This window comes from Vibrio sp. V31_P5A7T61 (genome assembly GCF_009904895.1).
GTDB classification, from domain to species: domain Bacteria; phylum Pseudomonadota; class Gammaproteobacteria; order Enterobacterales; family Vibrionaceae; genus Vibrio; species Vibrio metschnikovii.
In genome coordinates this window covers 109990-122749 of record NZ_WXWI01000022.1, presented here as the reverse complement: position 1 = coordinate 122749, position 12760 = coordinate 109990, and the positions used below count along the sequence as shown (strand labels likewise).

General features: G+C 45.1%; 9 protein-coding genes. All 9 read left to right on the top strand.

Annotation, left to right across the window (positions count from 1 at the left end; all coding sequences use genetic code 11):
- Nucleotides 1-9: 9 nt before the first annotated feature.
- The 9 genes from murD to secA all read left to right on the top strand — a co-directional run bounded on the left by murD (nucleotide 10) and on the right by secA (nucleotide 12698).
- A complete protein-coding gene (gene murD / locus CAG58_RS04440; protein WP_161425110.1) occupies nucleotides 10-1341 on the top strand; it encodes a UDP-N-acetylmuramoyl-L-alanine--D-glutamate ligase in 1332 nt (443 codons plus the stop codon).
- Nucleotides 1342-1346: 5 nt separating this feature from the next.
- The gene (ftsW, locus tag CAG58_RS04435; RefSeq protein ID WP_115152693.1) at nucleotides 1347-2534 is read left to right on the top strand and encodes a cell division protein FtsW; all 1188 of its coding nucleotides are present in this window, start codon (nucleotides 1347-1349) and stop codon (nucleotides 2532-2534) included.
- Entirely contained in the window at nucleotides 2521-3597 is a 1077-nt protein-coding gene (gene murG, locus CAG58_RS04430) for an undecaprenyldiphospho-muramoylpentapeptide beta-N-acetylglucosaminyltransferase (protein WP_161425111.1), read from the top strand. The genes ftsW and murG overlap by 14 nt, the downstream gene beginning before the upstream one ends.
- A 3-nt stretch (nucleotides 3598-3600) precedes the next feature.
- The gene (gene murC, locus CAG58_RS04425; RefSeq protein WP_161425112.1) at nucleotides 3601-5064 is read left to right on the top strand and encodes a UDP-N-acetylmuramate--L-alanine ligase; all 1464 of its coding nucleotides are present in this window, start codon (nucleotides 3601-3603) and stop codon (nucleotides 5062-5064) included.
- Nucleotides 5065-5242: 178 nt separating this feature from the next.
- On the top strand, nucleotides 5243-6001 hold the full coding sequence (locus CAG58_RS04420) for a cell division protein FtsQ/DivIB (RefSeq protein WP_040904680.1): 759 nt from the start codon (nucleotides 5243-5245) through the stop codon (nucleotides 5999-6001).
- A 14-nt stretch (nucleotides 6002-6015) separates the two neighbouring features.
- Nucleotides 6016-7278, top strand: coding sequence for a cell division protein FtsA (gene ftsA / locus CAG58_RS04415; RefSeq protein WP_161425113.1), 1263 nt, complete (start codon nucleotides 6016-6018; stop codon nucleotides 7276-7278).
- A gap of 30 nt (nucleotides 7279-7308) precedes the next feature.
- Nucleotides 7309-8523: a cell division protein FtsZ gene (gene ftsZ, locus CAG58_RS04410; RefSeq protein ID WP_154169105.1), complete on the top strand. Its 1215-nt coding sequence runs from the start codon at nucleotides 7309-7311 to the stop codon at nucleotides 8521-8523.
- Nucleotides 8524-8618: 95 nt separating this feature from the next.
- Entirely contained in the window at nucleotides 8619-9536 is a 918-nt protein-coding gene (lpxC, locus tag CAG58_RS04405) for a UDP-3-O-acyl-N-acetylglucosamine deacetylase (protein ID WP_004395944.1), read from the top strand.
- 450 nt (nucleotides 9537-9986) lie between these two features.
- Entirely contained in the window at nucleotides 9987-12698 is a 2712-nt protein-coding gene (gene secA / locus CAG58_RS04400; protein ID WP_154169103.1) for a preprotein translocase subunit SecA, read from the top strand.
- Nucleotides 12699-12760 lie beyond the last annotated feature (62 nt).

Genomic DNA, 12760 nt, shown 5'->3' with positions numbered 1-12760 from the left:
GCAAGAGTCATGGATCGTTGGCAAGACATTCAGCAAGTTGTGGTGGTTGGGCTAGGCATTACTGGCCTTTCAGTGGTCAATTATTTACGTCGCTATCACCCCGCGCTTCAGGTTAAGGTTATTGACACTCGACTCTCGCCTCCAGGTCAAGAGTCTTTGCAACCGGACGTCGCTTTGCACTGTGGTGGCTGGCATATGGGCTGGCTACTCGATGCGGATTTGATTGTCACCAATCCGGGTATTGCATTGGCGACGCCTGAAATACAGCAAGCGCTTGCTGCTGGCATTCCTGTTGTTGGTGATATTGAGCTATTTGCTTGGCATGTTGATAAGCCAGTGATTGCCATTACTGGATCGAACGGTAAAAGTACGGTGACCGACTTAACTGGAGTAATGGCGAAAGCGGCGGGCGTGAAAACGGCGGTAGGGGGCAACATTGGTGTGCCCGCGCTCGATCTATTAGCGGAAGCGGCTGATCTCTATGTTTTAGAGTTATCGAGCTTTCAGTTGGAAACGACGGATCATTTATCAATAGCTGCGGCGGCATTTTTAAATTTGTCCGAAGATCATATGGATCGCTACTCTGGAATGGCAGAGTATCGCCAAGCCAAGCTACGTATTTTTAATCATGCCAAAACCGCGGTGATTAATGCTGATGATCGACAAACGTCACCGGATGACTTTTCAGGGCCAATACTCAGTGTTGGTTTAGCGAATTCTGCCGATTACTCGCTAGAGATACATCAGGGTGAGGAATATTTATCGGTTAAAGGTACGCCTGTGCTGGCGGTTTCTCAACTGAGCCTTGTTGGGCGACATAATATCGCTAATGCCTTAACGGCTCTCGCACTCTTAGATGCCTTGAATATAGAGTATACCCACGCATTAGAGGCGTTAAAGTCTTACACTGGATTGACACACCGTTGCCAACTGGTTGTAGAGTATGATGGCATTCGCTGGGTCAATGATTCTAAAGCGACTAATTTAGCCAGTACCTTGGCCGCCTTATCGGGCCTTGCGGTAGACGGTGATCTTTATTTGCTGGTTGGTGGCGTAGGAAAAGGTGCTGACTTCACTCCTTTGAAGCCTGTTTTGGCGACGTTACCCGTTAAATTATGCTGTTTTGGTGTTGATGGGCAACAATTTATGCCATTACATCCTTCAGCGCGGTACTACCCAAGTTTATCCGCGATCCTTGAAGAGATTCATCCGCAATTGAAAGCGGGGGATATGGTCTTACTCTCTCCGGCTTGTGCCAGCTTTGATCAGTTTAACAACTTTATGGCTAGGGGAGACGCTTTCGCGGCGCTAGCTAAACACTACGCCTATACAAAGAGGTAATCTCTGTGTCCATCTCAAGCACGCTAAGCGCTTTCGTTCATTGGCTAAAAACACCGTCACCGACAGCGCTGTTTGATCGGCAGTTAGTTTGGCTTGCGTTAGGATTGATGTTGATTGGCCTTGTCATGGTAACGTCGGCTTCTTTTCCGATCAGCTCTCGTTTAACCGATCAACCCTTTCACTTTATGTTTCGGCATGGGATTTTTTTGATTTTAGCTCTGGGGACATCGGCGATTATTTTGCAGATCCCGGTTGAGCGTTGGATGCGTTATAGCTCGGTGTTTCTTGCCCTCGCCTTTGTATTGCTGATTGTGGTTTTGGTCGCGGGTAAATCGGTTAATGGGGCCTCACGCTGGATCCCACTTGGTTTGTTTAATCTCCAGCCTGCAGAGGTGGCTAAGCTAGCGCTATTTATTTTTATGTCTAGCTATTTGGTTCGTAAACAAGATGAAGTGCGCGCCACTTTTTTTGGTGGCTTCATGAAACCGATCATGGTCTTTGCCGCGTTAGCGGTGCTGCTGCTGTTGCAACCAGATTTAGGTACAGTGATTGTCATGCTGGTTACGTTATTTGGCATGTTGTTTATTGCTGGCGCTAAATTATCTCAATTTTTGGCATTAGTTGTCGCAGGCGTGTTAGTCGTCGTTGGTTTGATTGCGGCAGAGCCTTATCGTATTCGTCGTGTTACCTCGTTTCTTGACCCGTGGGAAGACCCTTTTGGCAGTGGCTATCAGCTCACTCAATCCTTAATGGCCTTTGGTCGTGGCGAATGGTGGGGCCAAGGTCTGGGTAACTCGATTCAAAAATTAGAATATTTACCGGAAGCCCATACCGACTTTGTTTTTGCGGTAATGGGCGAAGAGTTAGGATTTATTGGCGTTAGCTTAGTACTGATGTTGATTTTTAGTTTGGTACTTAAGGCGATGTTGATTGGTCGAAAAGCCTTTGAACATGATCAGCAATTTGGTGGTTATTTGGCGTTTGGGATTGGTATTTGGTTTGCTTTTCAAACCTTAGTTAACGTCGGCGCCGCTTCAGGCATGGTGCCTACCAAAGGGCTAACGCTACCATTGATCAGTTACGGCGGTTCAAGCTTGATTGTTATGTCCGTCGCGGTATCGATTTTATTAAGAATTGATCACGAATGTCGTTTGCAAGATAGAAGAAAAGATAGACATCATGAAGAAAAATAAACGTTTAATGGTCATGGCTGGTGGCACTGGGGGACATGTGTTCCCCGGCTTGGCGGTGGCAAAACAGCTCCAACAACAAGGTTGGGAGATTCGTTGGTTAGGTACTGCTGATCGCATGGAAGCTGAACTGGTTCCTAAGCATGGCATTGCGATTGACTTTATTCGCGTTAAAGGGTTACGCGGCCAAGGTGTATTGCGTTTACTAAAAGCGCCATGGCAAATCTTAAATGCTGTTTGCCAAGCGCGCCGTCATTTGCAAGCGTGGCAGCCTGATGCGGTATTGGGAATGGGAGGCTACGTCAGTGGACCTGGCGGGATTGCTGCTTGGTTGCTGGGTATTCCGGTGATTCTCCATGAACAAAATGCTGTCGCAGGCTTAACCAATCAATGGCTAGCGAAAATAGCCACTAAGGTATTCCAAGCTTTTCCTGGCGCGTTCAGTGATGCTTCGGTAGTGGGTAACCCTGTGCGAACGGATGTCACTCAAATCGCTGAACCAACAGAGCGCTTAGCGGAACGACAAGGTCCGATTCGGATTTTGGTCATGGGTGGAAGTCAAGGTGCACAGGTCTTAAATCAAACCCTGCCAGAGGTCATGGCAATCTTGGGTGACGGTTACCACATACGCCATCAAGCGGGTAAACATCATCATTCTGAAGTCGAGCAAGCTTACACAGATTTAGGTTGTACTCAGTTTGAGGTGACGGAATTTATTGATGATGTCGCAGATGCCTATCAATGGGCTGATTTAGTCGTTTGTCGTTCTGGTGCGTTAACCGTTTCCGAAGTGTCAGCCGCGGGAGTGGCGGCTATTTTTATTCCTTTTATGCATAAAGATCGTCAGCAAGCGCTTAATGCGGATCATCTTGTTTCAAGTGGCGCGGCGTTAATGATCGAACAACCTGAACTGACCAGCGAACGATTAGCGAGTACCATCGTCAATCTCGACCGATCACAATTGTTGACGATGGCTAAGCAAGCCAGACAAGCGGCTAAGCTGAATGCGGATAAAGTGGTTGCCGAGGCGATTATCGCCATCACTGCAGATAAACATGAGAAATGATCAATGACAATTAAACATACTCAAGACTTGGCGCAAATTCGTGCCCTTGTTCCAGAAATGCGTCGAGTAAAGTGTATTCATTTTATTGGCATTGGCGGCGCGGGAATGAGTGGCATCGCAGAAGTGCTACTCAATGAAGGCTATCATATAACTGGTTCTGATTTATCGAGTAATGCGGTGACTGAGCGTTTAGCCAACAAAGGGGCAACGATTTATCTTGGTCACCAAGCACAACATGTATCGCAAGCAAGTGTGGTTGTCGTGTCAACGGCAATTAATGAGCAAAACCCTGAAATCATTGCTGCTCGAGAAAAGCGAATTCCTGTCGTACGACGCGCAGAAATGCTCGCTGAATTAATGCGTTTTCGACACGGTATTGCTGTGGCTGGAACGCATGGCAAAACCACGACGACGGCTTTAGTCACGCAAATCTACTCTGAAGCGGGTCTGGACCCGACTTTTGTCAACGGTGGATTGGTAAAAAGTGCAGGAACTAATGCACGTTTGGGGTCGAGCAGGATATTAATTGCTGAAGCGGATGAAAGTGATGCTTCGTTTTTACATCTGCAACCGATGGTGACGATTGTTACTAATATTGAAGCTGACCATATGGATACCTATGGTGGTGATTTTGAAACTCTTAAGCAGACGTTTGTCGATTTTTTACATAATCTGCCCTTTTATGGGCAAGCGGTATTATGCATTGACGATCCGGTAGTCAGAGAGCTTATCCCTCGTATCAGTCGCCATGTGATTACTTATGGATTTTCGGAGGATGCCGATGTGCGGATTGCCGATTACCACCAACAAGGTCAGCAAGGTCATTTTACCGTGCTGCGCCAAGATAAGGCGGATCTGGCGATTACCTTAAATATTCCTGGTCGACATAATGCATTAAATGCGGCTGCCGCGATCGCCGTTGCCAGTGAAGATGATATTGACGATGATGCGATTTTACGTGCGATGGCGAGTACTCAAGGCACTGGGCGTCGTTTTGACCACTTAGGTGAGTTTGCCACAGGTAATGGCCATGTTATGTTAGTGGATGATTATGGTCATCACCCTACTGAAGTTGATGTAACCATTAAGGCTGCTCGTAATGGTTGGACAGAAAAACGTTTAGTGATGATTTTCCAACCTCATCGTTACACCCGTACGCGTGATCTGTACGATGACTTTGCTCATGTACTTGAGCAGGTCGATGTTTTACTGATGTTGGATGTCTATTCTGCAGGAGAGAAGCTGATCGCTGGAGCTGATGGACGCTCATTGTGCCGAACGATTCGCCGCCGTGGAAAAATAGATCCGATCTTTATTCCAGATAGTGCAGCATTACCTGCAGTTTTAGCCAATATTCTGCAAGATGGTGACTTAGTATTGACGCAAGGTGCGGGTGATATTGGTAAAATAGCCAAACAACTTGCTGCACTGAAATTGGATATTGAGCAGATGCAACAGTGTCTATAAGTTGCATAACTGAGCACTTATGGCAAATAAATGACCATTAAGCACCGATTTCTTTACTTGAGTATTTGATACTTTTCATCGGCTCAGTATAATTCGAGGGTTAACGTCAGTGCTTTTACCTTTATTGAGCAACGATATAGGGAATCACATTGCTAGTCGACATCAGGATCATCGGACTTTGATTAACCATGTGTTAACCGAAAGTCGTCGCTTATCCACTTCATCTCAAGTGAAACAGCATACCGCTTCAGGGTGCTTTTTCCTGATGGTGCTGCTGTTGATAGGCGCTTTGTTGTACTCAACGATCAGTTGGATGTGGGATGAGCATCGTCTGCCCCTTTCCCAATTAGTCTTGCAGGGCGATTTACATTATGTTTCGACACTCGATGTCCAGCGCGCCTTTGCTGAGTTAGACCATATTGGCACATTTATGTCGCAAGATATTGATGTTTTACAGAGCCGAGCACAAGCGATCCCTTGGGTTGCGCATGCTTCTATTCGTAAACAATGGCCAGACACCATTAAGGTTTTTTTAACCGAACATCAAGTGGCTGCGATTTGGAATGGTAATGCACTGCTCAACGATAAAGGTAAGGTTTTCAATGGCGATATCGCCGCGGTAAAACAAGAGTATGTTAAATTGTATGGCCCCGATGACAGTGGTCCGCAAGTACTCGCTGTGTGGCGACAATATAATCCACAGTTTCAAGCGTTAGGGTTAAATATTTCTTCCCTACTATTGAATGAGCGCCGTGCTTGGCAAATTATTTTGGATAATGGTATCCGCTTAGAATTAGGTAAAGAGTCATTAGATGAGCGTATTGCCCGTTTTTTCCTACTTTATAAGCGATTAGGTCAAGATGCTGAGCGAGTCAGTTATATCGATCTCAGATACGATACAGGTGCCGCAGTAGGTTGGTTCTCAGAGCAAGAGTGACAAAGAGAGTTTAAATGACGAAATCGGCCAATGATAGCATTGTAGTTGGATTAGATATTGGTACCGCAACGGTGTCCGCGTTGGTCGGTGAGATCCTACCTGACGGTCAAATTAATATCATCGGTGCGGGCAGTAGCCCATCACGAGGTATGGATAAAGGCGGCGTTAACGATCTGGAATCCGTCGTCAAATCGGTACAACGCGCCGTCGATCAAGCTGAATTAATGGCAGAATGCCAAATAAGTCACGTTTTTTTATCTATATCTGGCCGACATATTGCAAGCCGTATAGAGAAAGGCATGGGAACCATCTCTGATGAAGAAGTCTCCCAAGACGATATGGATCGAGCAATCCATACTGCCAAATCGATTAAAATTGGCGAAGAACAACGGATTTTACATGTTATTCCTCAAGAATTTACCATTGATTATCAAGAAGGGATTAAAAATCCACTAGGATTATCAGGGGTTCGTATGGAAGTGAGCGTCCACCTGATCACCTGCCACAACGATATGGCTCGAAACATTATTAAAGCCGTTGAACGTTGTGGGCTGAAAGTTGAACAGTTAGTGTATTCAGGATTAGCCGCTAGTCATGCGGTGATCACCGAAGATGAGCGTGAACTTGGTGTCTGTGTGATCGATATTGGCGCCGGTACCATGGATATTGCTATTTGGACGGGTGGGGCGTTACGACATACTGAAGTGCTCTCTTATGCTGGTAATGCGGTGACGAGTGACATTGCGTTTGCTTTTGGTACGCCGGTGAGCGATGCTGAAGAGATCAAAGTAAAATATGGTTGCGCATTAAGTGAACTGGTGAGCAAGGATGATACGGTTAACGTTCCGAGTGTTGGTGGGCGTCCCTCACGAAGTTTACAAAGACAAACCTTGTCGGAAGTGATAGAGCCTCGCTACACTGAGTTAATGGGGTTAGTGAATCAGATCATCGACACGGTGCAAGATAAGTTGCGCAAAGATGGTATTAAACACCATCTCGCTGCCGGAGTGGTATTGACTGGCGGTGCTGCGCAAATTGAAGGATTAGTCGACTGTGCAGAGCGAGTATTCCGTAATCAAGTTAGGGTGGGGAAACCGCTCGAAGTGAGTGGTCTAACCGATTATGTAAAAGAGCCGTATCATTCTACGGCGGTGGGTTTACTTCATTACGCAAGAGATAGCCAAATAAATGATGATACTGATTATCAAGAGCCTAAGCGCCAATCAGTATCGAGTTTATTCAGCCGCTTGCGTAATTGGATACAAAAAGAGTTTTAACCTGATAAGCAGGAAAAACGGAGATAACACATGTTTGAACCGATGATGGAAATGTCTGACGATGCGGTAATCAAAGTCGTTGGAGTGGGTGGTGGTGGCGGTAACGCTGTAGAACACATGGTGCGTGAGTCCATCGAAGGCGTGGAATTCATCAGTATCAATACAGATGCGCAAGCACTTCGTAAAAGCAATGTCAGTACGGTTATCCAAATTGGTGGTGACATTACTAAAGGACTCGGCGCTGGTGCTAACCCGCAGGTGGGTCGTGATGCTGCTCTTGAAGATCGAGAAAGAATTAAAGAAATTCTCTCTGGCGCCGATATGGTATTTGTCGCCGCTGGTATGGGTGGTGGTACTGGAACTGGTGCTGCTCCGGTGATTGCAGAAGTGGCAAAAGAACTCGGCATTCTAACGGTTGCTGTAGTGACCAAGCCATTTAGCTTTGAAGGTAAAAAGCGCCTCGCGTTTGCGGAGCAAGGGATTGAAGAACTATCGAAACATGTTGATTCTTTAATTACCATCCCTAACGAGAAGCTGCTCAAAGTATTGGGTCGTGGTATTACTCTACTTGAAGCCTTTGCCAGCGCGAACGACGTACTTAAAAATGCCGTACAAGGCATCGCTGAGTTAATTACTCGTCCAGGTATGATTAACGTCGACTTTGCTGATGTAAGAACAGTAATGTCTGAAATGGGTCATGCCATGATGGGTAGCGGTGTGGCTAGAGGTGAAGATAGAGCAGAAGAGGCGGCAGAAATGGCCATCTCAAGTCCGCTTCTAGAAGACATCGATCTAGCAGGAGCTCGTGGCGTACTGGTTAATATTACGGCTGGCTTGGATATGCGTCTTGATGAGTTTGAAACGGTGGGTAACACGGTTAAAGCTTTTGCATCAGACAATGCGACAGTCGTGATTGGTACTTCACTTGATCCAGATATGGCCGATGAAATTCGTGTAACAGTCGTAGCAACCGGTATTGGTAACGAGAGAAAGCCAGATATCACATTGGTTGCTGGTGGTAGCAAACCGAAAACCACCGCCATTGCTCAACCACAGAACGTTGCTTCGGCGGCTAAAGTGGAAGAGAGAATGGCACAGCCTTTGCAGGAAAAGGTAGAAGTGAAAACTCAGTCAGCATCAACGACGAGTAGTGCTTCTTCTGCAGGCCAAAGTACGGCACCTAAGCCAGAAAAAGAGAGCGGTTATTTGGATATTCCGGCTTTTTTACGTCGTCAGGCTGATTAAAATAGCGCCACAATTTGACACCGTTCAAAATTTTGGTAAGATGTCGGTCGGTTTTTATCGGTCGAGCTTTGTGGCATCGAAATAGAGGCAAGTAGATGATCAGACAACGTACTCTGAAAGAAATAGTGAAAACAACTGGAGTGGGCCTTCACTCTGGTCGTAAAGTCACGCTTACTCTTCGCCCTGCTGCTGCAAACACGGGTATTATTTATCGCCGTACTGATATTAATCCACCTGTTGATTTTCCTGCTGATCCAGCATCAGTCCGAGATACTATGCTATGTACAGCATTAGTGAATGACGATGGTATTCGTATCTCAACCGTTGAGCATCTCAATGCGGCTTTGGCTGGCATGGGAATCGACAATGTTATTGTTGAAGTAGATGCTCCGGAAATTCCTATTATGGACGGCAGTGCTAGCCCGTTTGTGTATTTATTGCAGCAGGCTGGTATTGAAAAACTGAATGCGCCTAAGCGTTTCATTCGTATCAAAAAGCCAATACGTTTCCAAGATGAAGACAAATGGGCAGAGTTACGTCCCCACAATGGCTTTAAAATGGATTTTGAGATCGAGTTTAATCATCCAGCGATTGATGGTGACGAGCAACATCTCGTTTTTGATTTCTCTTCGCAAGGTTTTGTAAAAGAGATTTCTCGCGCTCGAACGTTTGGTTTTATGCGTGACATCGAATATTTACAATCTCAAAACCTCTGCCTCGGTGGGAGTTTTGATTGTGCTATCGTGCTTGATGATTACCGTATTCTGAACGAAGAAGGTTTGCGTTTTGCTAACGAATTTGTCACACATAAAGTGTTGGATGCCATTGGTGATCTTTACATGTGTGGCCATGCGATTGTCGGTGAGTTCAGAGCTTACAAATCAGGACATGGTCTAAATAACCAGTTACTTCGTGCGCTATTGGCTGACCAAGAAGCGTGGGAATGGGCAACATTCGAAGAAGAAGCAGGATCTCCGGTTGCTTTCGCTGAGCCGAATATGGTTATCGCATAAACGACGAATAAATAAAAAAGCCAGACTCAGTCTGGCTTTTTTATTTATTACTCATCTTGAACAGTATCCTACCTGTTTTATGGTTATCTAAAGCGGCAATCTATTAGAAGAGTGGCGGTAATAAGTTGCCTCTAGGGGACTTAATCACATTTTGCCGCTTGAGATTGGAATCACGATGACAATGTTAATGGCGTTTAGTTGCCATAACAGACTTCGTTCTGATTAAGTAAAATGGTATCTTACGCCTTTGGTACTATGACCATTGATGATTATCGAGAAAAATCCTTACACTAAGTATGACTTAATTGGCTTAGTGTCTTGAAAATAAACATCTTCAGCACAATATCGAAGGAACATGATTTATCTCAGTATCCTTAGTTGAAGATAGAGAGAGACTGGAAATATTTAAAGCAGATCGGGACGATCCAAGTAAAGAGAGATACATAAAAAATGATAACTAAGCTACTGACAAAGGTGGTTGGCAGTCGCAATGACCGAACCTTGCGCCGTTTAAGAAAAATTGTTAAAGAGATCAATAACTTTGAACCTGCATTTACGGCGCTTTCTGATGATGAGCTAAAAGCGAAAACTATCGAGTTTCGTCAGCGTATTGAGCAGGGAGAATCGTTAGATCAACTGTTACCCGAAGCCTTTGCTACGGTACGTGAAGCCTCTAAGCGTGTGTTTGGCATGCGTCATTTCGATGTGCAATTAATTGGTGGTATGGTACTCAATGCTGGGCAAATCGCCGAAATGCGTACTGGTGAAGGTAAAACACTCACCGCAACATTACCCGCTTATCTTAATGCGTTAGCGGGTAAGGGCGTACATATCGTTACCGTCAATGACTACTTAGCTAAACGTGATGCGGAAACCAACCGTGCTTTATTTGAGTTTTTGGGCATGACCGTTGGGATTAACGTTCCGAATATGCCACCTCATGAGAAAAAACAAGCCTATCTTGCCGATATTCTTTACGGCACCAACAATGAATTCGGTTTTGACTACTTGCGCGATAACATGGCTTTCCGTATGGAAGACCGAGTTCAACGTGAACGCTTTTTTGCGGTAGTGGATGAGGTGGACTCGATCTTAATCGATGAAGCGCGTACGCCATTGATCATCTCTGGCCCTGCTGAAGATAGCTCTGAATTATATACACGAATTAATACACTGATTCCTAATCTCCAACAGCAAGATAAAGAAGACTCTGAAGATTATCGTGGTGATGGTCACTATACCGTGGATGAAAAATCCAAGCAGGTTTATCTGACCGAAACTGGACAGGAGTTTGTTGAGGAGTTGTTAATTCGTAATGGCTTAATGGAAGAAGGGGATACCTTATATTCTCCGACCAATATTAGCTTATTGCATCATGTGAATGCGGCACTGCGCGCACATGTCTTATTTGAGAAAAACGTCGATTATATTGTTACCGATGATGGTGAAGTGGTTATTGTTGATGAGCATACCGGACGAACGATGCCAGGACGTCGTTGGTCTGATGGCTTACATCAAGCCGTTGAAGCGAAAGAAGGGGTCAAAATTCAAAATGAGAACCAAACCTTAGCCTCGATTACTTTCCAGAACTACTTCCGTCTCTATGAAAAATTATCTGGTATGACGGGAACCGCTGACACAGAAGCTTTCGAGTTTCAGTCGATTTATGGTTTGGAAACGGTGGTTATTCCAACCAATAAACCAATGGTTCGTGACGATATGCCGGATGTAGTGTATCGCACCGAAGCAGAAAAGTTTGCCGCGATCATTGAAGATATTAAATATCGAGTAGAAAAGGGTCAGCCGGTACTGGTTGGTACGGTCTCGATTGAAAAATCAGAGCTACTTTCTAATGCACTGAAAAAAGCCAAGATCAAGCACAACGTGCTGAATGCGAAGTTTCATGAGAAAGAAGCAGAAATTGTTGCCGATGCAGGTAAACCTGGCGCGGTCACCATTGCAACCAACATGGCGGGTCGAGGTACGGATATTGTCCTCGGTGGGAGTTGGCAAGCACACGTTGAGATGTTAGATAACCCAACTCAAGAGCAGATTGATCAAATCAAGGCTGAGTGGAAAAAAGTGCATGATCAAGTCTTAGCCTCCGGTGGTTTGCATATTATTGGTACCGAGCGTCATGAATCTCGTCGTATTGATAACCAGTTGCGTGGTCGTTCTGGGCGTCAAGGTGATGCGGGTTCTTCGCGTTTCTATCTCTCAATGGAAGACAGTTTGCTGCGCATCTTTACTTCAGACCGTATGGCGAGCTTAATTCAGAGTGGCATGGATGAAGGCGAAGCGATTGAAAGTAAAATGCTCTCTCGCTCAATTGAAAAGGCGCAACGTAAAGTTGAAGGTCGTAACTTTGATATACGTAAACAGCTACTGGAATACGATGACGTAGCCAATGATCAGCGTAAAGTGGTTTATGAGCTTCGTGATGAGCTAATGAAAGTCGATGATATCAGTGACATGATTGAACACAATCGTGTTGATGTGTTTAACTCGGTGATTGATACCTACATCCCACCACAATCGTTAGAAGAAATGTGGGATATCGAAGGTTTGCAAGAGCGCTTGAAAAATGACTTTGATCTTTCTCTACCGATTCAAACTTGGTTAGATGAAGATGATAAGCTTTATGAAGAAGCGTTGCGTGAACGGATTCTGGAACAAGCAGCTACCGTGTACAAAGAGAAAGAGCAAGCGGTTGGCGTTTCAGTCATGCGTAACTTTGAAAAATCAGTCATGTTACAAACACTGGACACGTTATGGAAAGAGCATCTCGCAGCTATGGACCATCTACGTCAAGGGATCCATTTACGTGGTTATGCGCAGAAAAACCCAAAACAGGAATATAAGCGTGAATCGTTTGAACTGTTTGAAGGTTTGCTTGATTCGCTAAAATCCGATGTGATTGCTATTTTGTCGAAAGTTCGCGTGCAACAGCAAGATGAAGTGGAACGTATGGAAGCTCAACGTATTGCTCAAGCAGAAGAAGTTGCTCGTCGTGCTCAAGCTCAACATGCAAGTAGCGATAACCAAAACAAAGACGATGGGCATCATCCGATGGTGCGTGAAGAGCGTAAAGTGGGACGTAACGAACCTTGTCCTTGTGGCAGTGGTAAAAAATACAAACAGTGCCACGGTAAAATTGATTAATTTTATTTAATCCAGTAAAAAGAGTCGCTTAGGCGACTCTTTTTTTAAATCTATATCGTATG